Annotated in this window: 12 protein-coding genes; 4 read left to right on the plus strand and 8 right to left on the minus strand. The window is 36.6% G+C overall.

The window, feature by feature from the left end:
* Window positions 1-6: 6 nt before the first annotated feature.
* Together argS and H6G25_RS09540 are read left to right on the plus strand one after the other, a co-directional pair.
* The gene (argS, locus tag H6G25_RS09535; RefSeq protein ID WP_190392272.1) at window positions 7-1,764 is read left to right on the plus strand and encodes an arginine--tRNA ligase; all 1,758 of its coding nucleotides are present in this window, start codon (window positions 7-9) and stop codon (window positions 1,762-1,764) included.
* Between the two features lie 187 nt (window positions 1,765-1,951).
* Window positions 1,952-2,242, plus strand: a complete 291-nt coding sequence (locus H6G25_RS09540; protein ID WP_028091149.1) for a nucleotidyltransferase family protein — start codon at window positions 1,952-1,954, stop codon at window positions 2,240-2,242.
* Between the two features lie 197 nt (window positions 2,243-2,439).
* Here H6G25_RS09540 and H6G25_RS09545 read toward each other — a convergent pair whose 3' ends face one another.
* The 6 genes from H6G25_RS09545 to H6G25_RS09570 all read right to left on the minus strand — a co-directional run bounded on the left by H6G25_RS09545 (window position 2,440) and on the right by H6G25_RS09570 (window position 9,776).
* On the minus strand, window positions 2,440-2,667 hold the full coding sequence (locus H6G25_RS09545; RefSeq protein ID WP_027403710.1) for a type II toxin-antitoxin system HicB family antitoxin: 228 nt from the start codon (window positions 2,665-2,667) through the stop codon (window positions 2,440-2,442).
* The gene (locus tag H6G25_RS09550; protein WP_027403709.1) at window positions 2,664-2,888 is read right to left on the minus strand and encodes a type II toxin-antitoxin system HicA family toxin; all 225 of its coding nucleotides are present in this window, start codon (window positions 2,886-2,888) and stop codon (window positions 2,664-2,666) included. The genes H6G25_RS09545 and H6G25_RS09550 overlap by 4 nt, the downstream gene beginning before the upstream one ends.
* Window positions 2,889-3,092: 204 nt before the next feature.
* On the minus strand, window positions 3,093-6,281 hold the full coding sequence (locus H6G25_RS09555) for an Hsp70 family protein (protein WP_190392273.1): 3,189 nt from the start codon (window positions 6,279-6,281) through the stop codon (window positions 3,093-3,095).
* Between the two features lie 277 nt (window positions 6,282-6,558).
* Window positions 6,559-7,821 (minus strand): hypothetical protein, encoded by a 1,263-nt coding sequence (locus tag H6G25_RS09560; RefSeq protein WP_190392274.1) that lies wholly within the window; start codon window positions 7,819-7,821, stop codon window positions 6,559-6,561.
* A 369-nt stretch (window positions 7,822-8,190) separates the two neighbouring features.
* Window positions 8,191-8,769 (minus strand): hypothetical protein, encoded by a 579-nt coding sequence (locus H6G25_RS09565; protein WP_190392275.1) that lies wholly within the window; start codon window positions 8,767-8,769, stop codon window positions 8,191-8,193.
* A gap of 125 nt (window positions 8,770-8,894) precedes the next feature.
* Complete coding sequence (locus H6G25_RS09570) at window positions 8,895-9,776, minus strand: 4-hydroxybenzoate solanesyltransferase (RefSeq protein WP_190392276.1); 882 nt, start codon at window positions 9,774-9,776, stop codon at window positions 8,895-8,897.
* Window positions 9,777-10,077: 301 nt separating this feature from the next.
* Between H6G25_RS09570 and H6G25_RS09575 the strand changes: the two genes are divergently transcribed.
* Window positions 10,078-11,724 carry a Ppx/GppA phosphatase family protein gene (locus H6G25_RS09575; RefSeq protein WP_190392277.1) on the plus strand — a complete coding sequence of 549 codons (1,647 nt, stop codon included), beginning with the start codon at window positions 10,078-10,080 and terminating at the stop codon, window positions 11,722-11,724.
* 212 nt (window positions 11,725-11,936) lie between these two features.
* Window positions 11,937-13,115 (plus strand): class I SAM-dependent methyltransferase, encoded by a 1,179-nt coding sequence (locus tag H6G25_RS09580; RefSeq protein ID WP_190392278.1) that lies wholly within the window; start codon window positions 11,937-11,939, stop codon window positions 13,113-13,115.
* Here H6G25_RS09580 and H6G25_RS09585 read toward each other — a convergent pair.
* Window positions 13,112-13,342, minus strand: a complete 231-nt coding sequence (locus H6G25_RS09585) for a hypothetical protein (RefSeq protein ID WP_190392360.1) — start codon at window positions 13,340-13,342, stop codon at window positions 13,112-13,114. The genes H6G25_RS09580 and H6G25_RS09585 overlap by 4 nt on opposite strands.
* Window positions 13,339-13,809 (minus strand): hypothetical protein, encoded by a 471-nt coding sequence (locus tag H6G25_RS09590; RefSeq protein WP_190392279.1) that lies wholly within the window; start codon window positions 13,807-13,809, stop codon window positions 13,339-13,341. Before H6G25_RS09590 ends, H6G25_RS09585 begins: the two co-directional genes overlap by 4 nt.
* Window positions 13,810-14,070: the final 261 nt, after the last annotated feature.

The raw sequence follows: 14,070 nt of genomic DNA on the forward strand, positions 1-14,070 counted from the left end.
CACATAATGAACTCTACACAAGAACAACTAAAACTCAAATTAACACAGGCTTTAGTGGCTGCTTTTGGTACAGATTACACCAATACAGATCCAATTTTGGTTTCTGCAAGTAATCCTAAATTTGGTGACTATCAAGCTAATGTGGCTTTATCCTTGAGTAAAAAGTTAGGAAAGCCACCCAGAATTATCGCTGGGGAAATTGTCAATAAACTAGATGTATCTGATATTTGTGAACCTCCAGAAATTGCTGGACCCGGTTTTATTAACCTCAAATTACAAACATCTTATTTAGAAGCACAACTTAACGCCATTCAATTAGATTCTAGATTGGGAATACCTAAAGCGACAATTCCCCAAAAGCAAATTGTGGATTTTTCCAGTCCGAATATTGCTAAAGAAATGCACGTTGGACATTTACGTTCTACTATTATTGGTGATTCCATTGCCCGGATTTTAGAATTTTGTGGTCATGATGTTTTAAGATTAAATCATGTTGGTGATTGGGGTACACAATTTGGGATGTTAATTACCTATTTGCGGGAAGTTTATCCAGAAGCACTCACTACCGCAAATGCTTTAAATATTGGCGATTTAGTTAATTTTTACCGCCAAGCTAAACAACGATTTGATGAAGATCCGGTTTTTCAAGAAAGTTCCCGTCAAGAAGTTGTGAGATTACAAGCTGGTGCAGAAGATACGCTTCATGCCTGGAAATTGTTATGTGAACAATCTCGACAGGAATTTAAAATCATTTATGATTTACTGAATATCCAATTAATAGAAAGAGGTGAATCTTTTTATAATCCTTTATTATCAAAAGTTGTAGAAAATTTAGCAGCAACAGGATTGTTAGAATCAAGTCAAGGGGCAAAATGTGTTTTCTTGGATGGTTTTACAAATAGAGAAGGTAATCCTTTACCCTTAATTGTCCAAAAATCAGACGGTGGTTATAACTACGCAACCACAGATTTAGCAGCTTTAGGTTATCGGATTCAAGAAGATAAAGCCAAGCGAATTGTTTATGTGACAGACGAAGGACAATCTAACCACTTTGCCCAATTTTTCCAAGTAGCAAAAAAAGCCAATTGGATACCTGATGATGTGGAATTAGTTCATGTTCCTTTTGGGTTAGTATTAGGAGAAGATGGGAAAAAATTTAAAACTCGTTCTGGGGATACTGTGCGGTTACGAGATTTATTAGATGAAGCTATTAACCGCGCTCGTGCAGACATAGAAAAGAGATTACAAGAAGACGGACGCACAGAAACAGAGGAATTTATCCAAAATGTCGCCGAAGTAGTGGGAATTAGTGCGGTTAAATATGCTGATTTAAGCCAAAATCGCACCAGCAGTTATGTCTTTAGTTATGACAAAATGTTATCTCTCAAAGGCAATACAGCCCCTTATCTTCTTTATGCTTATGTGAGGATTCAAGGTATTAGTCGTCAAGGGAATATTGACTTTACCAACTTGGGAATAAATCGTCAAATCTTACTAAAAGAAGATGCAGAATTAACTTTAGCTAAACATCTCTTACAACTTGATGAAGTGATTAAGGAAGTAGAACAGGATTTATTACCAAATCGGTTGTGTGATTATTTGTATCAACTCAGCGATAAGTTTAACAAATTCTATGAAAATTGTCCTGTTCTCAAATCAGAAGAACCTGCTAGAACTTCGCGGTTAATGTTATGTGATTTAACTGCAAAAACGCTGAAGTTGGGATTATCTTTGTTGGGAATTAAGGTATTAGAAAGGATGTAAATAGAAGCATTGGCTAGGGGTTTAGCTTTTGCTTTACCCTGACATAATATCAAACAGATTCAATATTTTCTTGATCATATTCCGGTATTGTTCTAAATTTATCCATTGCTAAATTTCATCTTTATATTGACAACTACTGATGTAATATTATAAAATAGAGAGGGTTAAAGTTTATCAAAAATAAATTATGGGAATTGAAGAATTATTACTACCATTTCGAGAAGAAATATTAAAGATTGCCACTAAATATGGTGCTGATAATTTGCGGGTTTTTGGTTCTGTCGCTAGAGGTGAAGCAACAGCAGATAGTGATGTAGATTTTTTAGTAGAACTTAAACCACAAAGTAGTTTATTTGATTATATTGGTTTAATGCAGGATTTAGCAGCATTGCTAGGACGAAAAGTGGATATTGCTGAACCTGATAATTTACATGAATTAATTAGAGATAAAGTATTAGGTGAAGCTGTACCGTTGTGAAAGATGAGCGTTTATATTTAAGTAATATTCAAGAATGTATTGAACGGATAGAGGAATATACAAAAGGTGGTAAGGAAGATTGAACAGAATTTATCTGATTTAAAAAGACAAGTTACAGCGATTATGGAAAATTTATAACAGATGGTAAGGGTTTATCATTGCTAAACCCTGCTAATATATTTTAATGTTATTGAATATTAAGCCACCTTCATTAATTGTTCCAAAGATTTAACTACAGGTAAAGGTTTACCATCTTCTTGATATTCGGCAATTAGCATTTCTATAACTTCCTGAGCATTTTTAATAGCCTCTTCATAAGTATTACCATGAGTATGATATTTTTGAGTAGGAAATTCTGGTAAATGAACTAAATAACATTTATCTTCACTACTCCATTGAATAATAATTGTGTAATGTAAATTCATTCTTCTGACTCCTCTTCTTGAATTGATTTTAATTTTACTAATTTTTCGGTAACTTCTTTTTCTATATATAGTTTAGCATCATCTCCATCTTTACCAGATATGGTAATCGGATCACTAGGTAATAAAGGATGATACCACCGGGTATGACTTCCTTTTGCTGAACGGTAAATAAAGCCAGCTTTTTTGAGTAAACTTTTTAATTCTCTGATTTTTTTAGGCATTTTTCATAGTTTTCATTATGGTTACATTTAGGTTTATTTTAACATTAAATTTAGGGGTTTAGAAATGATATAAGAAACCCACCCCCAACCCCCTTCCCGCAAGCGAGGAGGGGGCTATGATTTACCTTGTTTAAGTGTATATCGCTATAATCAGGGCTTCGGCTAGTGTTTCCTGAAAGAGGGTGATCTGATATCTTGAGGATGTCAATGATCTTGTGTTTGATTAACCTTTTCTAGTATACTTATTATCTCACGAATAACTCCAGGTGTCGCTATATCGAGATTGAAAGCAACTTCTATAAGTTCCAAGTTGCGCTTAAAGTTCTTCGCAATTTCTGGAAAATTTCCCATCCTACTCTGACAAGGTAGATAAATCTGTCCTAGCGATAAAATCTCATTAACAATTCTACCATGTAATAAATGTCCATTAATATGCCACAGAATACATTGATAAAGACAAACTAAAGCATCAAGCGCAATTTGCGGTTCAGTGATGCGATTTTTTAGCTGATCTAAAACAAAAGATGCTACCTTTTCCACATCTATAAGTTTAGCTCGCCATTCCCCAGGTTGACCAAGACTGATAATTCTCGCTAAAGCCCAAAAAGCTTTTTGACGTAAAGCTAAATGTGGATTAGCTTGAATAATAGATTGCAATCTAGTGATATTTTTAGTAGAAGGTTCTGCACAAATTCCAAAGGAGTTAAGTAAAGAAACAGCACGGGGTTGGTTTGATATTTCTGTGAATTGTTGGTAAATTAACTCGCCAAAATCTGACCACAAAAGTTTACCAGGAGTATGGGCGATCGCTGAATATAGTTCATTATTAGATTGAAATCGAGATAAACCAGACTCAAATTGTCGCAGAATCCAACTATGATATCTTTGTTCTAATTCTCTAGTTTGAAAGTCAGCAGCATCGGAAGGTAGAACTTGGATTATATTAGATAAAGCCATCACTGCTACTATTTGTCTTGTTTTTTGCAAGTCAGCGTTGGTATTACTTCCTTGTTCCAACCATTGCAGCAAACTTTGCACAATTGATAGACGATTTCCGGCTTCACGAGTTTGACTTTCTAGTTGTCTTCTTTCCTGCTGAACCCTTCCATTTGGGAATCCTGATTGAGAAAGGCTTAATGTCACCCTACCCCACTGAGTAAATTGTACCAGAACACTAGGATCTGGTTCGCTGCCTATCCGTGCGCGGGGAATATTGGGAATAGGAATAGGAATGGGAATGGGATTAACAGTTATCGGTGTTGGCTCATCTGTAGTACCTTCTTCTGTGTCTATGGTTTCTATTTCCTCAGAAACTAATAACGGGAAACGACAATCTGGACGATCTCGATGTACAAGTGTCAACCATAATCGCTCATCAAATGTATATTCAACTTCCAAGTTTAAATAGTCCCCTGGTTGAATATTAGCAGCCCTAATTTTCTTTACATTAACATAACGAGTAAGTTGTAAAGTTGTATTTTGGTTTGGTTTTGAACCCTGACCCACCCAAGTATTAAATCCAATCCGACCTTTTTCCATTATTGGAAAACGAAATCCATTCAAAGTTATTCGATAAGGATATTTTTGCCCCTGAGAAATTAATAATTCTAGTTGAGATTCTTCAGTATTGGAATCTTTAACTTCTAGCGAAATACTTGTGGGGTTAATCCCACTTACACGAGGTTCTAATGTACCAGAAGCATAAAGTGCAGCACCACGAGCAACAGCTAAATCTGGATTTCCTTGTGAGAGAATTAATGTTCCTGGTAAAAGTCTTTCTAAACGCTCCGTAACCATTGGAAAATAGGTCATTCCACCGTTGAGAAGAATTGCATCTATTTTCGGTAGTTTGCCTAATGTATCTTTGGCTTTTAATAGCACATCCAAAACCGGGACAACAAAGGTATCACGACGATCTGTAAATGGAGATTCATCAAAAGCCGTTTTTGGGTCTAATTTATCAATTAATTCAGGTTGAATGTCTAGACATAACAGGTCTTTTAGTGCTTCCTGCATCTGACGATAGTTGATACTATAGAATATAGAAAAATTACCATCTAAAGCAACATATTCAAATGGCAATTTGAACTCTTCTTTATCTTGACTAAAAATATATTCTGCTCCCCACACTTGCTTAAATTTTTCGGCATAAATTCTCAATTCATGGCGGAGTTTTTTCTGATCAGGTGCAGATAATCTTTGGATTCTGCTATATTTATCAAATAGGTAATCAACAATTTTTTCATCAACTTGATCACCACCTACTCTGGTACGAGAACCAATGGAAATATCATCAATAATAAATTGGGAAATATCGCTATTCCATTCAACTTGATGTAGTGAAGTATCTAATGTTCCACCACCTAAGTCATAAACTAGGATATTTAAAGAGCGACTGGTATCTAAATTAGGAAAAATTTCCCCATTAGTAAATCTGTGCAGAAAATCATATAAAGCTGCTTTTGGTTCTGCTAATAGGACAATATCATCTTCTTTCCAACCAGCTAATTTAGCTGCTTCTCTTGTTGCTTTTATGGCATCAGGTTCGTAAGATGCAGGATGAGTAATCACTATACCTCCTCCCACATCAACTTGTTGGTTAATTAACTGCTGACGACAGAATTTTAAAACTTCACCGGCTGCTTTTTCCGGTTTAATTTTACCAATATTCAATTCATATTCAAAAGTTTCACCATCTTTGAGAGTACCAATATCATGTTTCCAAGCTAGAATCGTTTGATCTCTAAAAGCATAGTATTGACTACGGACGTGCTTCCCAATTTCTGACTTATCTAATTGAGAGAAGCGCACAGAAGAAGGAATTAATTCTGTCTTTTGTAACCCTCCCATCTCACTTTTTACAGGAATACTAATAGCATTTGCAGCCAATCTTTGTTGTGGTGTTTGTCTTGCTTGTGCTATCACAGTATTGGTAGTTCCTAAATCAATACCCAAATAGGTAGGACGCAGAACATTTGTGAGAAATTCAATATGATCTGCTGTTTCTCTTAGTCTATTTCCTATGTGGGTATTACCAATAGCTACAGTTTTAATTCCTTTCTTTTTAAGCTGTGCAAATAAATTTGCATAGTCATTATCATTACTAACTACAGCAATGATTTTAATACCTAGCTGAGAATTATCAATTAATTCTTTTGCAGTGCGAAAAATTAAATTATCAACTTCCTGGCGAACAATATCAACTCCAGGAGTTAATTCAAATCGGTATTCTAAAGCACGTAATTTACTACCATAGATTGCACGAATGGCTGGAGTGTTGGAAAATGCCCGACGTTCCTTGACATTACCATACTGTCTACAAATATCTTCTATTTCTTGAAGTTCGGGTCTGATATTATCAAGATCAAGTAAAATTGCTACATTGTCAGTCATCTTTCATTCTCCCCTGGTTTTGTGTGTAATTTGGTGATTTAAAATCTGTACGGGTTTAGCAATGCTAATTGGTGACACATTCAGCTACAAATGGCTTATCTGTTAGTTTCTATACCCGCCATGAAATTAATTTCATGGCTAATAGCCAAAGTTTACTAAAGTAAACTAGAGATTTTTGATTATTAGTCATCTTCAGATGACTTTTGCTATGAGACTGGGAATTAATTCCCAGTTGGTTTTTTTTACCCCTCCTGATTTATGAACTCTTACATTTAATTTATTTATCGCTATTTAACTCTTTCACTTTCGCAGGTGTAATCACTATTTCTCCTACCTTCCATCCTTGTTGAATACACTCTACTTGTTTAATTTCCTGTTCATTTACAAACGCTTTTCCTTCCATATAGGCATATTCTGAAAGTTGATCTTGAGATAGTTCTAATTTACCTTTTAATGATTTGGGGTAAGGTTCTATCCCCAACTCATGAAATGTTTTCATCAGGTTACGCAGGATAATAAATAGGCTCAAAGCTTGTTCAGAAGAAAGTTCTGGTTCTCCAGTTTCTTCTGCTTGAGATTCTAATAAACTAATCATCTGCTGTATTTGATTTAAAGCAGGTTGTCTACCATTTTGCAGAGAATGAGCAATTTCAATTACAGATTCTTGACGTGCTTGGTTACGAGCTTTTTCTAACTGCTGTTCTAGTGCTAATTTTTCTCGTTCTAAAATATTAATTTGAGTTCTCAAGTCTCTCTCAATTTGATCCTTCTCTTGATCCTTAGATTGAGCATAGTCAGCAATGATGTCAGCACGGGTTAATCGAAAACGCCTCATCAAAGCCATGCTAAACTCTCCAAGTTTAAAGTTTAAACCTGCGGCAATTATTTCCTGAAAAGCTTTTGATGCTGCAAACATTGGTTTAGCATCTTCAGGAACTAATTCTGGTAGTTGGGCAATAATGAAATAAGTTTTATATTGATTGTTATGAAAGTAATCTATGGTTTCATTCAGTTGAGTTTTTCTATTAATTCTCTCAGCATCTATCTTGCCATCTACAAATCCATATTTATCGTGATTAATTATGACTTTAATAGCTGTCTGGGATGCTTGATAAACTTCCTGCGGTGTGAGTCTTTTATATCTGGAAATCTCCTGATAAAATTCATCTGCTTCCGCTTTTTCTGATTGGGGAATTATGCTTAATATTTCCACCCAAGATTCTTGATGATGTTCGTTAAGGATGCGAATAGCATTTTGGATGATTTTTGCTCGGTTTTCCAGTTCTTGCTGGGGACGCGGGGTAAAATATTTATAGGAGTCTTCTATAAATAATAAAAATTGTCCCCAGGGATTTTTTTCTAAAGTTTCTAGATCAAATGCTTCCTTTAAAGAGAGAAAATTGGTTTGATTTTCTTTTTTCTGTAGACGAGGACGAGCTAATACAGAATCTTTCTGAGGCTTGATGATTGGTTTGGGAGTGTGGTTATCCATCAAATTTAGCATCCATTTAACTGCTTGATATAATAAATAATATGTCATCTAACATAATAATTGCATCCAAGCGTAGTTGTAAAGGTGTTACCTGTTTATTTTTCCTAAATTTTGTTGCTACAGGACTTTTTAGCACAGGAAAGCGATACTTTTCGCCATTATAGACATCATTAGGTAGTATCTGTACAAAAAAAGAAAGGAATGCCTGTAATAACAAACACTCCCAATAACGGATGATAAAAAATACAACCCATTTTCATCTGCATTCAATCTCAAGAACCTGCAAAAACTTCGTGGCTTATTTACAGGACTTACGCAAAATACCTCTCAAACCCTCTTTTCTTCCTTATCTTCGCTCCTTCATGGTTCATTATTCCGTGACTTGTGCGTAAGTCCTAATTTAATCACATTCTTCCCTTACCATTTTTCCGCCCAATAAACAATTTCTGAAGATGCAATATCAATGGCTACACCATAACTATTACCATGATTCCATTTAGAACCAGGTTGGCTTTTATCTTCGGCTTTTAATACTAATATTTCATAACTCCTAGGAAAGGTTTCTATTTCTGAATTGCTAGTATAAAAAAACGTTGTTGGTACGCCGTTGGGTTGATTAATATGATTATTTGTATTTCCTCCCTGGTATTGATGTTGGGAAATTTTTTTGTATTGTTTGAGGAGGTTTTTAATCTTTGCCGGTGGTTCTTTGATCCGAAGTTGTAAAGAACTACTTCCCGGAGTTAATCCTGAAGCATAAGCCATTTGTAAAACTTGAGTATCAGTAGGAATTTGTGGCGGAAAATGTTGGATTTGTTGAATATCAGCCCATTTGTGATTACGAATTTCTTGATATTGTGATGTATCAGTAATTAACTGTAATTGTTTGTTATTACTAGCAGTTTTACTAATCCAGAAACCACCAATAACTAGACCAAAACTACCAAAAGACAGTAAAATTATTGTAGCGAGTTTAACAAAAATAGATCGCTTCATGAGGCTGGTTGCATCTAGCTTGTAGATTAATATCCCAACCTTTAAAACAGTAGTCCTGATAGTTTTGAATCTAGCATTGGTTAGATTGACAAGAAAATTGTGATTTTGTGAGATTAACTACAAATTCACAAAGAACCAATAATCATTCCTGCTAAAATTACAAAACCAATCCAGACGTTTTCACGAAACATTTCCCCGTAAGCAGAATTAGGTATTTCTGGCTTTTGTAAGCGGATAATTTGCCAAATCCAGCCCATACTAGCCATTATTAAAGTTATCCAAAAAGCGGTATTTAAATTAACTAATAACCCTACTCCAGCTAGAAGTATAATAGTACCAATGAAGAAAATACCGATCGCTGTAGGAGCATATTTACCAAAAAACAACGCACTAGAATTAATACCAATGCGTTGATCATCTTGGCGATCGCTCATAGCATAAATAGTATCAAATCCTAATGTCCATAGTACCGTCGCCCCCCAAAGTAACCAAGTCGGTGTGGTAATATTAGCGGTAACTGCACTCCAACTGATTAACACCGCAAAACCCCAAGCTATGGAAAGCACCAATTGAGGCACAGGAAATACCCGTTTTGCACCAGGATACAGGACGATAACGGGAACTGCGGCCACAGACAACCAGAAGCTTAACCGGTTAAGATAAAAGGCCATTACAGCAGCACAGACCAGGGCGACTATCCCCACCACTATACCAATTTGAACGGAAAGGGCGCGAGATGCAAGGGGGCGGTTGCGTGTTCTCTCTACTTGGGGGTCAATATCTCTATCCCATAAATCATTAACCACGCAGCCAGCCGCACTGGTAGCGATACTACCGACAATAATCACTGCCACCAGGGGTAAGGGGGGTTTACCCGCAGCAGCCAAAAATACCGCCCACAATGCGGGAATCATGAGAATTAATCTGCCTTCAGGTTTATTCCATCGTAGTAGTAGGGTAATTGTCAGCCATAATGGTTGTTGGTTGGTTTTTTTCGTTTTAAACATATCCGATGATTGTAAATAATACCTTGATTACACCATAATTTCATCAGCTAGAAACAATCGGGTATATTGAAAACAAATCAGAATATGATCATGGTTAGGTTAATATTCCCGAAATATCTGAATAACTAACTGGTATTGAGTTTTTTCTGTAGTTAACAATTAAAAATACGGATTGGACAGAATTTTTGTGAAATTTGTAACAGTTAGCTAATTTATGGTCTCCATCAATGTAATTAATATATTTTGAAAATGGGGAGACCTCAAGACCTTATTTTTGTCTATTTTTCGAGCGATAATCCAGATGCTGAATTTAATCCCTGTTGACAACAGAAACCAACTCAATCAACCAGTGCGGGAAAACCAGATGATTGCAGCCATTGATATTGGTACAAATTCTTTACACATGGTAATAGTCAAAATTGAAGCCGCTTTACCATCTTTTACCATAATTGCGCGGGAAAAAGAAACCGTAAGATTAGGCGATCGCAATTTAATCACTGGTGAACTAAAACCGGAAGTGATGAATAAGGCGATCGCTTGTTTAGGCAGATTTAAAACTCTTGCCCATAGCTTAGAAGTAAATAATATTGTCGCTGTTGCTACTAGTGCTGTCCGTGAATCTCCCAACGGTAAAGAATTTCTCCACCAAATCGAAACCGAACTTGGTTTAAGCGTTGACTTGATTTCTGGACCCGAAGAAGCCCGTCGCATCTATTTAGGTGTATTATCGGGGATGGAATTTAATCACCAACCGCACATCATTATTGACATTGGTGGTGGTTCAACAGAATTGATTTTAGGAGACAGTGCAGAACCCCGGAGTCTTACCAGTACCAAAATTGGCGCAGTCCGCTTAACGGGAGAATTGGTCAACTCTGATCCTATAACCGAAACTGAATTTAAGTACCTACAGGCTTACGCTAAGGGAATGTTAGAGCGTTCTGTAGAAGAAGTGCAAGAAAAACTCAAAATCGGCGAATTTCCCCAGTTAATCGGCACATCTGGCACAATAGAAACTATTGCTACTATTCACGCTCGGGAAAAATTAGGTCTTGTTCCTTCTACTTTCAATGGGTATCAATTCAGTCTCCAGGATTTACGTATCTGGGTAACTCGCTTACGGAAGATGACCAATGTGGAACGGGCTACTATTCCGGGAATGCCGGAGAAAAGGTCAGAGGTGATACTTGCAGGAGCAGTAATTTTACAGGAAGCCATGACCTTGTTAGGCGTGGAATCCTTAACAGTTTGTGAGCGATCACTTCGAGAAGGAATAATCGTAGACTGGATGCTGGCTCATGGATTCATTGATAACAGATTGCGGTTTCAAACTTCCGTTAGAGAACGTAGTGTATTAAAAATTGCAAAAAAATACTACAGTAACTTAGAACACAGTGAGCGTATTACCGCTTTCGCGCTAAATATATTTGACCAAACCCAGGGAAAATTACACTATTGGAATACAGATCAACGTAAGTTATTATGGGCTGCGGCAATTTTACATAATTGTGGTCACTATATTAGCCATTCATCACACCATAAACATTCATACTACTTGATTAGAAATGGGGAATTGCTCGGTTATAATGAAACAGAAATCGAGATTATTGCCAACATAGCGCGTTATCATCGCAAATCTGCACCGAAGAAAAAACATGAGAACTATCGCAATTTACTCCACAAGGAACATCGGACAATGGTTAATCAACTTAGTGCTATTTTAAGGTTAGCTGTTGCTTTAGATAGAAGACGAATAGGTGCTATTTCTCATGTTAAATGTGAATATTTGCCCAATTTTAAAGAATTTAAGATGTTCATATTTCCATCATTAATTGATGATGAATGTGCTTTGGAAATGTGGAGTTTAGATTACAAAAAAGGAGTTTTTGAGGAGGAATTTGGTTTAAGATTTCTGGCAACACTAATGAATAAAGCGAATTTTATCTGAACTGGTAGCGGGCATGTTGTCCGCATTACAAAACTTTAGTAAATTCAATAAATGATATCGAGTTGATAGATATCGAGGCAGAAATTGCTGAAATTGTGCCAAGGTACATTAATTTTCAATGCAAATTGCGAAGTAGATGTCACCCAAATTAATCGCCTTTGCTCAAAATCCCCCTATCCGCTAAAATCGAAAATGCTGCGTTATTCCTAATTATGTTCGACTCCCAAATCAGTGCTGCTGTTGCGAAACTCTATGATACCTACCCTTTCCCCCCAGAACCCATTCTAGATCAACCACCACCAGGTTATAATTGGCGCTGGAATTGGTTAGCTGCTTACAACTTTTGTACCGGGAGAAAACCCGAAAATCAACATATCCGTATTTTAGATGCTGGTTGTGGTTCAGGGGTAGGAACAGAATATTTAGTACATCTTAACCCCCACGCACAGGTAGTGGGAATAGATTTAAGTGCGGGAACTTTAGAAGTAGCAAAAAAACGCTGTCAAAGCTCCGGTGCTGACCGTGTAGAATTTCATCATCTGAGTATCTATGATGTTGAACAGATACCAGGACAATTTGATCTAATTAATTGCGTTGGTGTGCTTCATCATTTACCCGATCCTATTCCTGGTATTCAAGCATTAGCGAAAAAACTCGCTCCTGGTGGATTAATGCACATCTTTGTCTATGGAGAAATAGGAAGATGGGAAATACAACTGATGCAACAAGCGATCGCACTTCTCCAAGGTAACAAACGCGGTGACTATCAAGATGGTGTTCACATTGGTAGAAAAATCTTTGCTTCTTTACCAGAAAATAACCGTATTGTCAAGCGCGAAAAAGAAAGATGGTCATTAGAAAATCAGCGGGATGAATGTTTTGCTGATATGTATGTACATCCCCAGGAGACAGATTACAATATTGATACATTATTTGAATTAATAGACGCTGCTGGTTTAGACTTTGTGGGGTTCTCAAATCCTGGTTTTTGGCAATTGGAAAATTTGTTAGAAAAAGCACCGGAGTTAATTGAGCGAGCAGCAGAACTCACAGAACGTCAACGGTACAGATTAGTAGAATTATTGAATCCAGAAGTAGCACATTACGAATTTTTTCTCAGTCGTCCTCCCTTACCCAAAACCGATTGGTCAGCAGATAACAAATTATTAGCAGCTATTCCCGAACTTAACCCCTGCATAGATGGGTTTCCCAGTCAATGTATATTTAACTATGATTATCAAATTGTTAACTTATCACCAGCAGAATTTGAATTTATGCAAAACTGTGATAGTATATCTACCGTAGCAGAGATTTTAACCAAAGTCCAGTTTGGGTTAGATGGAGTGAGAAATCTTTGGAAACAACATCTCATTTTACTGACACCCGGTTAAGTAGAAGAAAACCAAATTTGGGGAAGTTCATCTACATCTTCCACCAAAAAATCTCGATAAACCCAGATTCGAGAAGCTTTGTAGAGATCATTTAAGAAGAGGAAAAACATTAACTCTCCAGCTTCCGCTAGTGAAAGCAATTGAGATACTTGTGGACTCTGTAAATGTGCAGGTGCAACAATATCTACCACCCAGTTTGTTTCCACAAAAACCGCTTGAGGCTTCATGTTGTCACCTTACTCCACCTAGGTCCTGCTGCCCTAACTTCACCAATTCGCAGCAAATTGATTATCCGTCCGCCAAACAAATTTTTCAAATCATCTGGTAAACTGTCTACATTGGTTTGCAGTTTCAGTTTTTCTAACCATCGCTGAACTTGTGATTCAAACTCAAGATGAGGATTTCCCCTCCATTGCTCATCTGCTGGTGGTAAAAAAGAATGTGGCAGTGTAGCTTCACCAACTACATAAATTGATGAACCATGAGAGTCATCAAAAGAATCACGCAAAACAGTAACACGCTCTCCTGCTACCAGTAACCCAACTGAGCAACCAAAATCAATCATTGAGCGTTGAAGCTGATTCATAGCATATTGACGTTGCTTGCTGACATCATTGAGTTTTACTTCAACAATCATCAAATATTCTCCATCTGGGCTAGTGACAATAATATCTGGATGTGATATTTTTTCCATAGCAATTCTGAAATATTGAACTTGAGTTCATAAACAAATGTGATGGTTCTGCCACATTGACTAACATTGTAGCCCAATTAGAGCTACTCTTAAACAGAGTAAGACATCTCCTCAAACAACAACTAATCTTACTAACCCCCGCTTCATCAAAAAAATCAGTACCCAGACAATGGTCTGACAACTGACAACTGACAACTGACCACTAACCAAAAATAAGTTAATTGTTTTTTTCTAAAGTATTGTTACCGCGACGTGATATGA

Origin of the sequence: Dolichospermum sp. FACHB-1091 (assembly GCF_014697585.1) — a bacterium.
Taxonomy (GTDB): Bacteria; Cyanobacteriota; Cyanobacteriia; order Cyanobacteriales; family Nostocaceae; genus Dolichospermum.

Coding starts and splice junctions, on each gene's coding strand:
- argS (WP_190392272.1), top strand. CDS start 7: ATGAACTCTACACAAGAACAACTAAAACTCAAATTAACACAGGCTTTA.
- H6G25_RS09540 (WP_028091149.1), top strand. CDS start 1,952: ATGGGAATTGAAGAATTATTACTACCATTTCGAGAAGAAATATTAAAG.
- H6G25_RS09545 (WP_027403710.1), bottom strand. CDS start 2,667: ATGAATTTACATTACACAATTATTATTCAATGGAGTAGTGAAGATAAA.
- H6G25_RS09550 (WP_027403709.1), bottom strand. CDS start 2,888: ATGCCTAAAAAAATCAGAGAATTAAAAAGTTTACTCAAAAAAGCTGGC.
- H6G25_RS09555 (WP_190392273.1), bottom strand. CDS start 6,281: ATGACTGACAATGTAGCAATTTTACTTGATCTTGATAATATCAGACCC.
- H6G25_RS09560 (WP_190392274.1), bottom strand. CDS start 7,821: ATGACATATTATTTATTATATCAAGCAGTTAAATGGATGCTAAATTTG.
- H6G25_RS09565 (WP_190392275.1), bottom strand. CDS start 8,769: ATGAAGCGATCTATTTTTGTTAAACTCGCTACAATAATTTTACTGTCT.
- H6G25_RS09570 (WP_190392276.1), bottom strand. CDS start 9,776: ATGTTTAAAACGAAAAAAACCAACCAACAACCATTATGGCTGACAATT.
- H6G25_RS09575 (WP_190392277.1), top strand. CDS start 10,078: ATGCTGAATTTAATCCCTGTTGACAACAGAAACCAACTCAATCAACCA.
- H6G25_RS09580 (WP_190392278.1), top strand. CDS start 11,937: ATGTTCGACTCCCAAATCAGTGCTGCTGTTGCGAAACTCTATGATACC.
- H6G25_RS09585 (WP_190392360.1), bottom strand. CDS start 13,342: ATGAAGCCTCAAGCGGTTTTTGTGGAAACAAACTGGGTGGTAGATATT.
- H6G25_RS09590 (WP_190392279.1), bottom strand. CDS start 13,809: ATGGAAAAAATATCACATCCAGATATTATTGTCACTAGCCCAGATGGA.